Origin of the sequence: Nocardioides luteus (genome assembly GCF_014648595.1) — a bacterium.
Lineage (GTDB): Bacteria > Actinomycetota > Actinomycetes > Propionibacteriales > Nocardioidaceae > Nocardioides > Nocardioides luteus.
In genome coordinates, this window is sequence record NZ_BMRK01000021.1 from 1 (window position 1) to 14843 (window position 14843).

A 14843-nucleotide genomic window follows, 5' to 3' on the forward strand; every position below is an offset into this window, starting at 1 on the left:
GCGAGATGCTGCTGAGCTCGGAGGAGCCCGTGGTGCGGCAGTTCCTCAACGCCCAGACCATCGGCCCGATCGGCATGTCCGAGGAGAAGGACGCCGATGAGCTGGCCGCCGAGAAGGACATGGGTCTGCCGCCGCTGCCGCCGATCCCGATGCAGCTGGAGCCTTCCAACGGCATCCCGCGCAAGTACCAGCGTCCGCCGGGAGCCTGGTGCCGCGAGAACGGTGTCACGCCGCCGCCGGGATCCTTCCAGGCCGACCCCATGCAGCTCGTCACGAAGGCCGACCCCACCGAGGCGCCTCGCTGATGTCATCTCTGACCGCTGCCAGGGTCCTGAAGCCGATCGGGACCGCTGGCTCGCTCTTCGCGTTCGGACTGGACGTGGGCCGGGCCGTGTTCCGGCGCCCGTTCCAGTTCCGAGAGTTCATCCAGCAGGCGTGGTTCATCGCGTCTGTGACGATCGTGCCGACCGCACTGGTCGCGATCCCCTTCGGCGCGGTCATCGCGCTGCAGGTGGGTGGGCTCGTCGTCCAGTTCGGTGCGCAGTCCTTCGTCGGATCGGCCGCGGTGCTCGCGGTCGTCCAGCAGGCTGCCCCGATCGCGACCGCGCTGCTGGTCGCGGGCGCGGGTGGGTCGGCGATCGCCGCCGACCTCGGCGCCCGGAAGATCCGTGAAGAGCTCGACGCGATGATGGTCCTGGGCATCGACCCGATCCAGCGTCTGGTGGTCCCGCGCGTGCTGGCCGCGATGATGATCGCGGTCTTCCTCAACGGCCTCGTCTCGATCGTCGGCGTGATGGGCGGTTACGTCTTCAACGTCATCATCCAGGGCGGCACCCCGGGCGCCTACCTGGCCAGCTTCACCGCGCTCGCGCAGATGGCCGACCTGTGGCAGGGCCTGGCCAAGGCCCTGATCTTCGGTCTGATCGCGGCGATCGTGGCTGCTTACAAGGGCATGAACGCGGGCGGCGGCCCGAAGGGCGTCGGCGACGCCGTCAACGAGTCCGTCGTCATCACGTTCCTGCTGCTGTTCATCGTCAACTTCGTGATGTCTGCGATCTTCCTGCAGATCATCCCGAGCAAGACCGGTTAGGAGGCGAGACGGATGGCGAACATCAAGGCGATCTACGAGAAGCCTGCCAAGAGCCTCGACCACCTCGGCGACGAGCTCGGGTTCTACCTGCGCGCGCTCGCATGGTCCCCGCGCACGCTGGGGCGCTACAAGAAGGAGATCCTCCGGATCCTCGCCGAGGTCACCCTCGGCTCCGGCGCGCTGGCCGTCATCGGCGGCACCGTCGGCGTGATCCTGGCGATGACCTTCTTCACCGGCGCCCAGGTCGGCCTCTCCGGCTACACCGCTCTCGACCAGCTCGGCACCTCGGCCTTCTCCGGCTTCGTGTCGGCCTACTTCAACACCCGGGAGATCGCGCCGCTGGTCGCGGGCATCGCGCTCGCCGCCACGGTCGGCTGCGGTTTCACGGCCCAGCTCGGTGCGATGCGGATCTCGGAGGAGGTCGACGCGCTCGAGGTGATGGCGATCCCGTCGCTGCCGTTCCTGGTCACCACCCGGATCATCGGCGGCCTGATCGCGATCGTGCCGCTCTACGTGGTCGGCCTGCTCTCCTCCTATGTCGCCACCCGGTTCACGGTGACCCTTTTCTACGGGCAGAGCGCCGGCACGTACGACCACTACTTCAACACCTTCCTGCCGCCCGGCGACGTGCTGTGGTCCTTCGGCAAGGTGCTGATCTTCTCGGTGGTGGTGATCCTGATCCACTGCTACCACGGCTACAACGCCTCCGGCGGTCCTGCCGGCGTCGGTGTCGCGGTCGGCAAGGCGGTGCGCACCAGCATCGTCGCGGTCTCCGTGCTCGACCTGATGCTCTCGATGGCGATCTGGGGCAGCACGACGACGGTGAGGTTGGCAGGATGACGCAGACACTCACCCGCGACGGGTCCGCGCACAGCGTGCCCGCTCCCCGCAAGCGCAGCGCGGCCGCGCTCGCCTGGGGCCGCCAGAAGGGGAAGGTCCTCGGGATCGTCTTCCTCGCGCTGGTCCTGTCCGCGCTCGTCCTGACCTGGGCGCAGTTCACCCACAAGTTCGCGCGCTACGAGGAGATCACCCTCAAGGCCGACCGCATCGGCCTGCAGCTCCCCGAGCGCGCCGACGTGAAGGTCCGCGGCCTGCTCGTCGGCGAGGTCATCGACATGAAGCCGACCTCCGACGGCGCCGAGCTGACGCTGGGACTCTTCCCCGACCAGATCAGCAAGGTCCACCCCGACGTGACCGGCGCGATCCTTCCGAAGACCCTCTTCGGCCAGAAGTACGTCTCGCTGGTGCCGCCCGACTCCGAGTTCAGCGAGCCGATCCAGGCCGGCGCCGTCATCGAGAAGACCGAGATGGCCACCGAGGTCCAGGAAGTGCTCCGCGACCTCTACCCGCTGCTGCGTACGATCCAGCCGGCCGACCTCAACAACACGCTGAACGCTCTGGCCACCGCGCTCGAGGGCCGCGGCGACAAGCTAGGTGAGTCGCTGGACACGCTCGACTCCTACCTGAAGCGGCTCAACCCCGAGATCCCGGCGCTGATCGAGGACCTCGAGCTGGCCACGAAGGTCTCCGGCACCTACCAGGCCGTGCTGCCGGAGATCGGTCAGATCCTGCGCAACTCGATCGTCACCGCGACCACGCTCGAGGATCGCGAGGTGCAGCTGCAGAAGCTGCTGACCGACGTCACCGCGTTCTCCAACACGGCCGACGATTTCCTGGCCGACAACGAGGACACCCTGATCCAGGTCGGCGAGGTCGGTCGCCCGGTCACCCAGGCCCTGGCGCGCTACGCCCCGATGGTGCCGTGCCTCATCGGCGGTATGGACACGCTGACCGACGAGTTCACCGAGGTGTTCCGCAACTACACCGTCCACATCACCTTGGAGACGCTGCCCCACCAGTCGCGTCCCTACTCCACGAAGGACAAGCCGATCTACGGCGAGGACAGCGGCCCCGAGTGCGGCGAGCTGCCCAACGCGTCCTGGAACCAGAAGAAGCCCTTCGCGCCGTTCCCCAACAAGAACGACGGCGTCGACGAGCCCACCGGAAAGGGCGTCATGCGCTCCGCCACCGGGACCACCGGATACTCCGCGCTGTCCTACGTCGGCACCTCGGCAGAGACCGACGTCATCAACGAGCTGTTCGCCCCGGGCATGGGCATGAGCGCCGACGAGGTCCCCGACCTCGGCGCGCTGATGCTCGGTCCGGCCGCCCGTGGAGCGGAGGTGAGCTACCAGTGAGCGCCACGAAGCTCTTCGACGCCAAGACCTTCCAGGACTTCTGGAAGCTGATCGTCTTCATCATCGTCACGACGCTGGCCACCGGTCTGCTCGCGATCACGATCGGCAACGTCACCTTCGGCCAGACCGATGAATACAAGGCCGTCTTCACCGACGTCACCGGCGTGAACAAGGGCGACGACGTACGCATCTCCGGCGTCAAGGTCGGCTCGGTCAAGGGCGTCGAGGTCGCCGACGATGCGCGCAGCGCGGTGGTCACCTTCACCGTCGACAGCGCGCAGCAGATCGCGACCACCACCGAGGCCACGATCAAGTACCGCAACCTGATCGGCCAGCGCTACCTCGCGCTGACCAACCAGCTGGTCGGCGACGCGTCGGCGCTGCAGGAGGGCCAGACCATCCCGGTCGGCCAGACCCACCCGGCGCTGGACCTGACGGTGCTCTTCAACGGCTTCAAGCCGCTCTTCCAGGCACTGTCGCCCAACGACGTCAACACCCTCTCCTACGAGATCGTCCAGGTCTTCCAGGGCGAGGGCGGCACGCTGGAGAGCCTGCTCTCCCACACGGCCTCGCTGACCTCGACGCTGGCCGAGAAGGACCAGATCATCAACGCCCTGATCGACAACCTCACCGAGGTGCTCGAGCACGTGGGTGATCGTGAGAAGGAGCTGTCCAGCCTGATCGTGACCTTCCGCGACTTCGTGGGTGGCCTCAACAAGGACCGCGAGGCGATCCTCGGCTCCCTCGACCAGATCTCGGCCCTCTCCGTGGAGACCGCCGACCTGGTCCACGAGGCGAAGGACCCGCTCCTCGAGGACCTGCGCCAGGCGCGCCGGTTCTCCGACGAGATCGCCAAGGACAAGCGCCAGCTCAACGACGCTCTCGAGATCCAGCCGATCAAGCTCGACAAGATCGGTGCCACCGCGAGCTACGGCGGCTGGTTCAACTTCTACCTCTGCGGCCTGCGTGGCACCATCCGCGACCCGCAGGGCAAGGACCTCGACATCCCGATCTACAAGCCCGGTCAAGCGAGGTGCAACCTCGGATGATCCCGTTCCGCGAACGCAACCCCGTCAAGATCGGCGCCGTCTCGATCGCCGTCCTCGCGATGCTCGTCGTCATGGCGTTCAAGGCCGACAGCCTGCCGCTGATCGGCGGCGGCACCACCTACTACGCCAACTTCTCCGAGGCCGGTGGCCTGAAGGCAGGGGACGAGGTCCGGGTGGCCGGTGTCCGCGTCGGCAAGGTCGACTCCATCGAGCTCGACGGCAACAAGGTCAAGGTCGCCTTCAAGATCCGCGAGAAGGTCAGGTTCGGTGAGACCTCCGCTGCCGGCGTACGCGTCAAGACGCTGCTCGGTGACATGTTCCTCGAGCTGCAGCCTGGGGGCGAGGGTCAGATGAAGGCGGGCGCCACCATCCCGGTGGACCGCACCGAGTCGCCCTACGACGTGGTCGAGGCCTTCGAGGGGCTGGCCGACACCTCCGCCAACATCGACAAGGACCAGCTCGCCGCGGCGCTCACCACCCTCGCCGACCTGACCCGCTCGACCCCGGAGGAGTTCCAGGCCGCCCTCACCGGCGTCTCCGACCTCTCGCGCAACCTGGCCGCCAAGGACGAGCGCATCGAGTCGCTGCTCACCCAGCTCGACCGGGTGACCAAGGTGCTCGACGAGCGCGACGACGACCTGATCACGTTGATGAACAACGCCAACCAGCTCTTCGCCGCGCTGGTCGAGCGGCGCGAGGCCGTCCACAACCTGCTCGTCTCGACCCAGCAGCTCTCGAAGGAGCTGTCCAAGCTGGTCGACGACAGCCGGGCCGACCTCAAGCCGGCGCTCGAGAGCCTCGACGTGATCCTGGACGTGTTCACGAAGAACGAAGAGAACCTGGAGAAGTCGCTGAAGCTGATGGCGCCGTTCTACAAGGTCTTCAACAACACCCTGGGCAACGGCCCGTGGTGGGACACCTACATCCAGAACATGCCTCCCGTCCCGGCTCTCACCGGGGGGAAGACCCCATGAACGAGCGACAGCGAGTGAACATGAAGCCCTTCACGCCGCCGCGGCCGTACTCTGGCGCCTGCGCTACGGGGGTGGCGGCATGAACAAGATCATCGTCCCGATCATCATCGGCGCGCTCGTCCTCGGCATCGGTGCCTGGGCGCTGGTCCGCGACACCGGCGAGAAGACGCTGGTGGCGCATTTCCCGCGCACGGTCTCCGTCTACGAGGGCAGCGACCTGCGCGTGCTCGGCGTCGCCGTCGGCAAGGTGACCGCGGTGGAGCCGAACGGCACCGACGTCAAGGTCACCCTGGAATACAAGGGCGACGTCGACCTGCCCGCGAACGCCAAGGCCGTGATCATCTCCCCGTCGATCGTCGGCGACCGCTACGTCCAGGTCACCCCGGCCTACGACGGCGGCAAGAAGCTGGCCGACGGTGCGGTGCTCGGCACTGACAAGACCTCCGTCCCGGTCGAGCTCGACCAGATCTACTCCAGCGTCGACGACCTGGTGGTCGCGATCGGCCCCGACGGTGCCAACAAGAACGGCGCGCTCACCGACCTGCTCCAGCAGACCGCGAAGAACCTCGGTGGCCAGGGCGAGAAGATCAACTCGACCATCGGTGACCTCGGCAAGCTCACCAAGACGCTCGACAACCGCGACGAGCAGTTCTTCAACTCGGCCGAGCAGCTCGAGGGCTTTATCGGCACGCTGGCCGATAACGACCAGACCGTACGCGACTTCGCCCAGGCTCTCTCCGAGGTCTCCTCGATGCTCGAGGGTGAGCGTGAGGAGCTGGCCGCGTCGATGAAGAACCTCTCCGTCGCGCTGACCAAGGTGACCCAGTTCGTCCGTGACAACAAGGCGATCCTGCGCGAGGACATCCAGGGGCTCAACCGGATCGGCAAGGTGCTGGTGCGCCAGCGCAAGGCGCTGGACGAGAGCCTGCGCACCGCGCCGCTGGCGCTCAACAACCTGGGCCTCGCCTACAACCCCGAGACCGGCACGCTCGACACCAACGCCAACATCACGATGGTGCTCGACGAGATCCTGCAGAACCCGGCCTCGTTCCTGTGCAGTCTCGTGGACCAGGCGACCAACGGCAGCAGCGCGAAGCTCTGCTCGCAGATCCGGCAGCTGCCGGGCCTGAACCGCTCGGCCGCGATCGGCCTCGGCACCGGCTCGTCCTACGGCGTGCCCTACGACATGTCGCTCGGCGGCCTGGTGGAGGTGAAATGATGCGTACCACCATGAAGCGCGCCCTCCAGGCGCTCGTCGGGGTCATCGTCGGCGCCATGGTGCTGACCGGCTGCGGCACCTTCTCCGTCTACGACCTCCCGCTCCCCGGCGGTGTGGACGCCGGAGACGACGCGATCGCGGTGAAGGCGCAGTTCCAGGACGTACTCGACCTGGTGCCGCAGTCGACGGTGAAGCTCGAGGACATCGACGTCGGCAAGATCGAGAAGGTCTGGCTCGACGACGGCGTCGCTACCGTCCAGATGCTGCTGAAGAAGGACGTCGACCTGCCCAGCAACGCGCGGGCGTCGATCCAGCAGACCTCGCTGCTCGGTGAGAAGTACGTCGCGCTGGAGCGACCGGAGAAGCCGGAGTCGACCAAGCTCACCGACGGCTCCACCATCCCGCTGTCGCAGACCGGCCGCAACCCGGAGATCGAAGAGGTCTTCAGCGCGCTGAGCCTGTTGCTCAACGGTGGTGGCGTCGCGCAGCTGAAGACGATCTCGACCGAGCTCAACAAGGCCCTCGCCGGCCGTGAGGACTCGGCTCGCTCGGTGCTCCACCAGGTGGAGGAACTGGCGCGCGAGCTGGACCAGAACAAGCAGAAGATCGTCGCGGCGATCGAGGCGCTCGACGAGCTGGCCAAGGCCACCAACCGGCAGATGGGCTCCATCGACGCCGCGCTCGACGAGCTGCCCTCGGCGATCTCCAGCATCGACAAGCAGCGTGCCGACCTCGTCAAGATGCTCGAGGCGCTCGAGAAGCTGGGGGACACCGGCGTACGCGTCATCCGGGCGTCCAAGGACAACACCATCGGGATCGTCAAGGACCTCCAGCCGATCCTGACCAACCTGGCCGACGCGGGCGACAACTTCGTCCGGGCGTTCAACACGGTCCTCACCTACCCGTTCGTCGACCAGGCGGTCGGTGGCTCGCCCCAGGCGGCGCGCAACCTGCACATGGGTGACTTCGTCAACCTCGATGTCACCGTCGACCTCAACCTCGACACGCTGCTGCAGAACGCGCCGCGGCTCGGGAGCGCGGTGTGCTGGACCAAGGACGAGATCAACCGGAAGATCCAGCGCTTCCCTGACCAGAAGACGGCGCTCGACTGGCTCGACAACCTCACCAACGTCTGCAAGAAGGGCGGTCTGGCGAGCGCGATCGACACCTGCCAGGAGGCTCTGACCGGCCAGGCGAGGCCGCCCGCAGAGTGTGTGACCGGCATCCTGGAGGCCGTCGGCAAGACGCTTGAGGGTCTGGTGACGCTCGGCACGTCCGACAACAAGGGCAGCACCGCCGAGGAGGGATCCGGCTGCGTACTGCTGCTCTTCTGTCGCGCCGGTGCATCACCCGGGACACATGCGGTGACCTATGAGGAGCTCAGCAAGGAGCTCGACCCGGGTCTGACCTCGTTGATGATCCCCGCGCTCAGCACCTCCGGAAACACCCGTCAGGAGGGCGGCTCATGATCACCCGTCGCACCAAGTTGCAGCTGATGGTCTTCCTGCTGATCACCCTCGTCGGGGTCAGCTTCGTCGGCGCGCGCTACGCCCGGCTGGGGTCGCTGTTCGTCAAGGACCACTACGTCGTGACGGCCCACTTCGCCCAGTCCGGCGGCATCTACGAGGACGCCGAGGTCGACTACCGCGGCGTCAAGATCGGCCAGGTCGGCGAGCTCGTGCTCAACCGCAGCGGCGTCGACGTCACCCTGAAGATCGACAAGGGCTGGAAGGGCAAGATCCCGGCCGACAGCCTCGCCGTGGTCGGCAACCGCTCCGCCGTCGGTGAGCAGTACGTCGAGCTGCAGCCGCAGTCGAAGGGCGGCCCCTACCTCGAGGACGGCTCGGAGATCGCCCGCGCGGCGACGACGACGCCGCTGCCGACCGAGAAGCTGCTCGAGGACATCACCACCACGGTGAACTCGGTCGACCAGAAGGCGCTCACCACGACCGTCGACGAGCTCGGCAAGAGCTTCGCCGGCACCGGTCAGGACCTGCAGACGATCATCGACACCGGCACCGCCTTCGTGGAGACCGCCGACCAGAACTTCGGGCTCACCACGCAGCTGATCCGGGACAGCAACACCGTGCTCCAGGGCCAGCTCGACAGCAGCTCGGCGATCAAGTCGTTCGCCACCGACCTGGAGCTGTTCACCGGCACCCTCGCCGGCTCCAACAAGGACCTGATCAGGCTGATCCAGAGCGGCTCCGCCGGCGCGACCGAGCTGCGCCAGTTCCTGGAGCAGAACGACGTCGAGATCAGCGAGCTCCTCAACGAGGTGCTCGTGACCGGCAAGGTCGTCCGCAAGAACCTGCCCGGGGTCAAGCACCTGCTCTCGATCTTCCCGATCGTCGTCGAGGGCAGCTTCGCCGTCGTCGACGTCGGCCACCCGGGCCTGGCTCAGGCCCACTTCGGTCTGGCGCTGACCAGTCAGACGCCGTGCAAGAAGGGCTACGAGAGCACCAAGAAGCGGAGTCCGCTCGACCTGGACAGCCGTCCGTTCAACACCGAGGTCAACTGCACCGAGGACCCGAGCAAGTCGAACGCGCGCGGCTCCAGCCAGCTGCCGCGCGCCGCCGCCGGCGGGGCCGACTCGATCGCCAGCTTCGACCCGAAGACCGGTGAGCTCACCTGGAACCAGGGCGAGGCCACCACGGGGACCTCCACCGCGGCTCCCTCCTCCTACGGCGACGACGCCTGGAAGTGGCTCTACCTGCAGCCGATGGAGTCGGAGTAACCGGACCGACCTGACCACAGACGCCTGGCCCGGGTCGGGGCCGCGTCACGGCGTTGTGTCGACCGATGCACCTGCGGCGTACGGTGATGACGCTTGGAAATGGCTCCTGGAGCCGCTGACCACAGAGAGTGATCCGTTTGAGCACCACGACCGACCAGCCGATCCCCAGGCGCGGAGCGCTGCTCCGCTGGGGTGTCCTGGCCCTGCTGATCGCCGTCGTCCTGGCGGCCGCCGGCTACGTCGGCTGGCAGCTGACCCGCGGCGCCGAGGACTCGGTGGTGACCCAGCGTGAGCAGGCGAAGGCCGCGGCCGACAAGTTCGTCGGCCGGGTCAACACCTACGGCCCCGACGACGTCGGTGACGACAAGAAGACGATGCCGAAGTACCGCGAGCGGGTGGGCGAGCTGCTGACCCCGAAGTTCGAGAAGGACTTCCTGAGCAACGTCGCCTTCGCCGAGGCCACCGTCGCCCAGCAGGGCGTCGGCCGCACCACCGACGTGCACAGCACTGCGGTCGCCGGGCTCGACGAGGACAGCGCGACCGTGCTCGTCGTCGCCGAGCTCGCGATCAGCTACCCGAAGGAGAAGGACTCCGAGGAGCGCGTCGAGGCCGCCCGCCAGCTGGCGCGCACCGAGGTCGAGCTGGTGAAGCAGAACGGGAAGTGGCTGGTCGACGACTGGTATCCCGCCGAAGAGGCTCCCACGTCCGAGGAGAGCGAAGGGGTGACTCCATGAGCGCCACGATGAGCCCGACCTGGTACGACCTGCTCGACGTCGAGCCCGACGCGACCACCGACGAGATCCGCGCGGCGTGGAAGTCCGGGATCGCAGACCTCGGCCCGACCGACCGTCGCTTCCGCACCCTCAACGAGGCCGCCGCGGTCCTCCTGGACGAGGAGAAGCGGGCCGCGTACGACGCCGAGCTCGCCGCTCATGAGGAGAGCGCCGTCGAGGAGGCCGAGACCGCCGACGACGCAGGGGACGCGGAGGTCGCGGAGGACGGCAAGGAGGACGTCCGGGGTGCCGCCGCGCCGGAGGAGTCCGACGATGTGCCCGACGCCGAGGACGAGAAGGCCGCCGACGAGCCGGCGGAGACGGAGAGCCGTACGCTGTCCGCGCCTCCGGTGTGGTCGCTGCGCGCGGCAGGCGTGCTCGCGATCGCTGCGGTCGTCGCGGCCGGTGTGCTCTTCTTCTTCGGCCAGGAGAACGTCTCGACCGTCTCCAACGACAACGTCACGACCAGCACGGTCGAGGGCGCGGTGGGCAAGCGGATCAGCCGCAACCACGAGCTCCTCGTCGAGGAGCAGGGCGGCGAGGCCCTCGCGGCTGCGAAGAAGGCCGTGGTGCCGCTGCTCTCCTACGACTACAGCAAGATGGACGAGTCGAAGACCGCGGCCCACGCGGTGATGACCAAGAGCTACCGCGAGGACTACGACCGGCTCTTCGCCGTGCTCGTCGACAACGTCCCGCAGACGAAGACCGTGGTGAAGACGCTCGCCCCGGTCGACGCGGGCGTCATCCGGGTCTCCGACGACACCGTGCAGATCCTCGTGCTGGTCGACCGTCAGGTCACCAACGCCCAGCGGAGCACGCCGATCGGCTATCAGGAGTACGCCATGCTGACCATGGTCCGGTCCGGCGACACGTGGCTGGTGGACAAGGTCGAGACGCAGCCCAGCAAGAAGTAGGACCCCGCGCGGGCCGGGCCCCGCGCCGACTTTGCGCTACCTGTCAAGTGATTGGAATAACTTTTCCGGGAGGCGGACCGATTGGGGCGGATGCTTGACCCAGGGTGCCGATGAGGCGCATGATCATCCGCGATGCTCGACACGGCAACCGCTTCACCAACGCCCACGATCGAGCGCGGCAGGTGTGGATGAAGAGACGCCGGACTTTTAATTGAGGCCCGGTGTTGTGAAGTGCGCTTTTGTGCCGTACTATGGCTCTTTGCGCATGCCTTCATATGCCCCTCAGCCTGCCCGGTGGCTGTTCGGTGGTCGGCAGCGCGAATCCACCTGCGAACCTTGTCGAAGGATTCCTCTTGGCCGCGCGCACCTCGTCGGGTGACTCCACCCCTCGCCGCATCTCTTTCGCAAAGATCTCAGAGCCTCTCGAGCTTCCCAAGCTCCTCGCCCTCCAGACCGACAGCTTCGATTGGCTGATCGGCAACGAGCGCTGGCAGGAGCAGGTTGCCGCCCGCGAAGCAGCGGGTGAGGACGTGTCTCACAAGTCCGGTCTACAGGAGATCTTCGAGGAGATCTCCCCGATCGAGGACTTCTCCGAGACGATGTCCCTCTCTTTCGAGAGCCCTGTCTTCTATGACCCCAAGTACACCGTCGAGGAGTGCAAGGAGAAGGACTTCACCTACTCCGCGCCTCTCTATGTCTCGGCGGAGTTCACCAACAACGACACTGGCGAGATCAAGGGCCAGACGGTCTTCATGGGTGACTTCCCGCTCATGACCGACCAGGGCACCTTCGTCATCAACGGCACCGAGCGGGTCGTCGTCTCGCAGCTCGTCCGTTCCCCCGGTGTCTACTTCGAGCGCACCGCTGACAAGACGTCCGACAAGGACATCTACACCGCCAAGCTGATCCCCAGCCGCGGTGCCTGGCTCGAGTTCGAGATCGACAAGCGCGACCTGGTCGGCGTCCGTCTCGACCGCAAGCGCAAGCAGAACGTCACCGTGCTGCTCAAGGCCCTCGGCTGGACCAACGAGCAGATCCGCGAGGAGTTCGGCGAGTACGAGTCGATGATGCTGACCCTCGAGAAGGACAGCACCACCGCTCAGGACGACGCGCTGCTCGACATCTACCGCAAGCTGCGCCCGGGCGAGCCCCCGACGCGTGAGGCCGCGCAGACGCTGCTGAACAACTACTACTTCAACCCGAAGCGCTACGACACCGCCAAGGTCGGTCGCTACAAGGTCAACAAGAAGCTCGGTCTGACCGAGGCCTTCGACCAGCAGACCCTGACCGTCGACGACATCGTCGCGACGATCAAGTACGTCGTGGCGCTGCACGACGGCCGCACCCAGCTCGAGACGCCGCAGGGCACCATCGACATCGCGGCCGACGACATCGACCACTTCGGCAACCGCCGTATGCGTACGGTCGGCGAGCTGATCCAGAACCAGCTGCGTACGGGCCTGGCTCGGATGGAGCGGGTCGTGCGCGAGCGGATGACGACCCAGGACGTCGAGGCGATCACGCCGCAGTCCCTGATCAACATCCGTCCCGTGGTCGCTGCGCTGAAGGAGTTCTTCGGCACCTCGCAGCTGTCGCAGTTCATGGACCAGAACAACCCGCTCGCGGGCCTGACGCACAAGCGGCGTCTGTCGGCTCTCGGCCCGGGTGGTCTCTCCCGTGACCGCGCCGGCATGGAGGTCCGAGACGTCCACCCGTCGCACTACGGCCGGATGTGCCCGATCGAGACCCCTGAGGGTCCCAACATCGGTCTGATCGGCTCGCTGGCCTCCTTCGGCCGGATCAACCCGTTCGGTTTCGTCGAGACGCCCTACCGCAAGGTCGAGAACGGCGTCGTCACCGACAAGATCGACTACCTGACCGCCGACGACGAGGACCGTTACGTCATCGCGCAGGCCAACGCCGCGGTCGACGAGAACATGCGGTTCGCCACCGAGCGCGTCCTGGTCCGCCAGCGCGACGGAGAGGTCTCCGAGCTCCTGGCCGACGAGGTCGACTACATCGACGTCTCGCCGCGCCAGATGGTCTCGGTCGCGACCGCGCTGATCCCGTTCCTCGAGCACGACGACGCCAACCGTGCGCTCATGGGCGCCAACATGCAGCGTCAGGCGGTCCCGCTGGTCCGCAGCGACTCGCCGCTGGTCGGCACCGGCATCGAGTACCGCGCCGCGGTCGACGCCGGTGACGTGCTGGTCGCGAAGAAGGCCGGTGTGGTCAAGGAGGTCTCCTCCGACCTGATCGAGACCCTCAACGACGACGGCACCTACACCTCCTACAAGCTGGCGAAGTTCGAGCGCTCCAACCAGGGCAACTGCGTCAACCAGCAGCCGCTGGTCGACGAGGGCGCCCGGGTCGAGGTCGGCACCCCGCTGGCCGACGGTCCAGCGACCCAGGGTGCCGAGATGGCGCTGGGTGCGAACCTCCTGGTCGCCTTCCAGTCGTGGCAGGGCCACAACTACGAGGACGCGATCATCCTCTCCCAGCGTCTGGTGCAGCAGGACTACCTCACCTCGATCCACATCGAGGAGCACGAGGTCGACGCCCGCGACACCAAGCTGGGCCCGGAGGAGATCACCAGGGACATCCCGAACGTCTCCGAGGAGATGCTGGCCGACCTCGACGAGCGCGGCATCATCCGCATCGGCGCCGAGGTCACCACCGGTGACATCCTCGTCGGCAAGGTCACCCCGAAGGGCGAGACCGAGCTGACCCCGGAGGAGCGGCTGCTCCGCGCGATCTTCGGTGAGAAGGCGCGCGAGGTCCGCGACACCTCGATGAAGGTTCCGCACGGCGAGGAGGGCACCGTCATCGGTGTTCGCGTCTTCGACCGTGAGGAGGGCGACGAGCTGCCCCCGGGCGTGAACCAGCTGGTTCGTGTCTACGTGGCGCAGAAGCGCAAGATCTCCGTGGGTGACAAGCTCGCCGGCCGTCACGGCAACAAGGGCGTCATCGCGAAGATCCTGCCGGTCGAGGACATGCCGTTCATGGAGGACGGCACCCCGGTCGACGTCCTGCTCAACCCGCTCGGTGTCCCGCGTCGTATGAACATCGGTCAGGTCCTGGAGCTCCACCTCGGCTGGCTCGCCCAGCAGGGTTGGGACCTCAACCTCTCCGACGACCCGGAAGACAGCGCCTGGAAGCAGCGCCTGATCAAGATCCACGCCGACAAGGCCGAGCCGGGCACCAAGGTGGCCACCCCGGTCTTCGACGGTGCGCGTGAGGACGAGATCACCGGTCTGCTCAGCGCGACCCTCCCCAACCGGGACGGTCAGCGTGTGGTGCGTCCCGACGGCAAGGCCCGCCTCTTCGACGGTCGCTCCGGCGAGCCGTTCCCGGAGCCGGTGGCCGTGGGCTACATGTACATCCTCAAGCTGCACCACCTGGTCGACGACAAGATCCACGCGCGTTCGACCGGTCCGTACTCGATGATCACCCAGCAGCCGCTCGGCGGTAAGGCCCAGTTCGGTGGCCAGCGCTTCGGTGAGATGGAGGTCTGGGCGATGGAGGCGTACGGCGCCGCCTACGCCCTGCAGGAGCTCCTGACCATCAAGTCGGACGACGTGCCGGGCCGCGTGAAGGTGTACGAGGCGATCGTGAAGGGCGAGAACATCCCCGACTCGGGCATCCCGGAGTCGTTCAAGGTTCTCGTCAAGGAGATGCAGTCGCTGTGCCTGAACGTCGAGGTGCTGAGCCAGGACGGCTCGGCCATCGAGCTCCGTGACGCGGAGGAGGACGTCTTCCGCGCCGCCGAGGAGCTCGGCATCGACCTGTCCCGCCGCGAGCCCTCTTCCGTAGAGGAAGTCTGACGAGCGGGAGGTGCGCCTGCGGGCGCACCTCCCACCCTCAGTCCCCTTTGAACTTTCCAAGAACT

The 14843-nt window shown here is 66.9% G+C and carries 11 protein-coding genes and 1 pseudogene; all 12 read left to right on the top strand.

The annotated features are described in order from the left end of the window. Positions 1–305 (top strand): annotated as a pseudogene (locus IEY81_RS20160) (ABC transporter ATP-binding protein); the annotation flags it as partial. Continuing rightward, positions 305–1090 carry an MlaE family ABC transporter permease gene (locus IEY81_RS20165; RefSeq protein ID WP_189120288.1) on the top strand — a complete coding sequence of 262 codons (786 nt, stop codon included), beginning with the start codon at positions 305–307 and terminating at the stop codon, positions 1088–1090. The pseudogene IEY81_RS20160 and the gene IEY81_RS20165, both read left to right, overlap by 1 nt. Positions 1091–1102: 12 nt before the next feature. Continuing rightward, on the top strand, positions 1103–1930 hold the full coding sequence (locus IEY81_RS20170) for an MlaE family ABC transporter permease (protein ID WP_189120289.1): 828 nt from the start codon (positions 1103–1105) through the stop codon (positions 1928–1930). Further along, a complete protein-coding gene (locus IEY81_RS20175; RefSeq protein ID WP_189120290.1) occupies positions 1927–3288 on the top strand; it encodes an MCE family protein in 1362 nt (453 codons plus the stop codon). The genes IEY81_RS20170 and IEY81_RS20175 overlap by 4 nt, the downstream gene beginning before the upstream one ends. Then, on the top strand, positions 3285–4337 hold the full coding sequence (locus IEY81_RS20180; protein WP_189120291.1) for an MCE family protein: 1053 nt from the start codon (positions 3285–3287) through the stop codon (positions 4335–4337). The genes IEY81_RS20175 and IEY81_RS20180 overlap by 4 nt, the downstream gene beginning before the upstream one ends. Beyond that, the gene (locus IEY81_RS20185) at positions 4334–5311 is read left to right on the top strand and encodes an MCE family protein (protein WP_189120292.1); all 978 of its coding nucleotides are present in this window, start codon (positions 4334–4336) and stop codon (positions 5309–5311) included. Before IEY81_RS20180 ends, IEY81_RS20185 begins: the two co-directional genes overlap by 4 nt. Before the next feature lie 79 nt (positions 5312–5390). Next, positions 5391–6530, top strand: coding sequence for an MCE family protein (locus tag IEY81_RS20190; RefSeq protein WP_189120293.1), 1140 nt, complete (start codon positions 5391–5393; stop codon positions 6528–6530). Beyond that, positions 6530–7999, top strand: a complete 1470-nt coding sequence (locus IEY81_RS20195) for an MCE family protein (RefSeq protein WP_189120294.1) — start codon at positions 6530–6532, stop codon at positions 7997–7999. The genes IEY81_RS20190 and IEY81_RS20195 overlap by 1 nt, the downstream gene beginning before the upstream one ends. Continuing rightward, entirely contained in the window at positions 7996–9267 is a 1272-nt protein-coding gene (locus IEY81_RS20200) for an MCE family protein (RefSeq protein WP_189120295.1), read from the top strand. The genes IEY81_RS20195 and IEY81_RS20200 overlap by 4 nt, the downstream gene beginning before the upstream one ends. Positions 9268–9404: 137 nt before the next feature. Beyond that, positions 9405–10001: a hypothetical protein gene (locus tag IEY81_RS20205; RefSeq protein ID WP_189120296.1), complete on the top strand. Its 597-nt coding sequence runs from the start codon at positions 9405–9407 to the stop codon at positions 9999–10001. Continuing rightward, positions 9998–10954, top strand: coding sequence for a J domain-containing protein (locus tag IEY81_RS20210; protein WP_189120297.1), 957 nt, complete (start codon positions 9998–10000; stop codon positions 10952–10954). The genes IEY81_RS20205 and IEY81_RS20210 overlap by 4 nt, the downstream gene beginning before the upstream one ends. Positions 10955–11307: 353 nt before the next feature. Further along, positions 11308–14778: a DNA-directed RNA polymerase subunit beta gene (gene rpoB, locus IEY81_RS20215; RefSeq protein WP_229788021.1), complete on the top strand. Its 3471-nt coding sequence runs from the start codon at positions 11308–11310 to the stop codon at positions 14776–14778. Positions 14779–14843: the final 65 nt, after the last annotated feature.